Origin of the sequence: Streptomyces niveiscabiei (genome assembly GCF_001419795.1) — a bacterium.
Taxonomy (GTDB): Bacteria; Actinomycetota; Actinomycetes; order Streptomycetales; family Streptomycetaceae; genus Streptomyces; species Streptomyces niveiscabiei.
The window spans coordinates 2,125-2,544 of record NZ_LIRL01000908.1 but is presented as its reverse complement, the minus strand read 5'-3'; positions in this window follow the sequence as shown (position 1 = coordinate 2,544).

The following is a 420-nucleotide window of genomic DNA, read 5'->3' as shown; positions in this document are numbered from 1 at the left end:
GCCCACTACAAGATCCCGGCCCGGGTGCGGATCCTGGACGCGTTCCCGATGACGGTGTCGGGAAAGGTCCGGAAGATCGAACTACGGGAGACGTACGGGGCATAGCCCCCTCGGGCCCCCTTGGGCCCCCTTGGGACTTTTTGGGCCCCCCTGGAGCACCGACGGCGCTCGCGGCCGGTTTCCCCCGTGTCCCGGCCGCGAGCCGTCCCCCGTCAGCAGGACCCGCCGCCCCCGTTCCGGCAGGACCCGCTGCACTCAATGTGCCCTGTTTCACGCCAGGTTGAAGCCCCCAGGCGGTTCTTCAGAGGTTCATTTGAGGTTGCCGTACGGCTGCTACGACCGGTGCGGTAACGCATTTATGCGCAGGTACGACGCAGGTGAGGCGGCCGATGATCTCCGCACGGAGGCCGCCGCTGACCG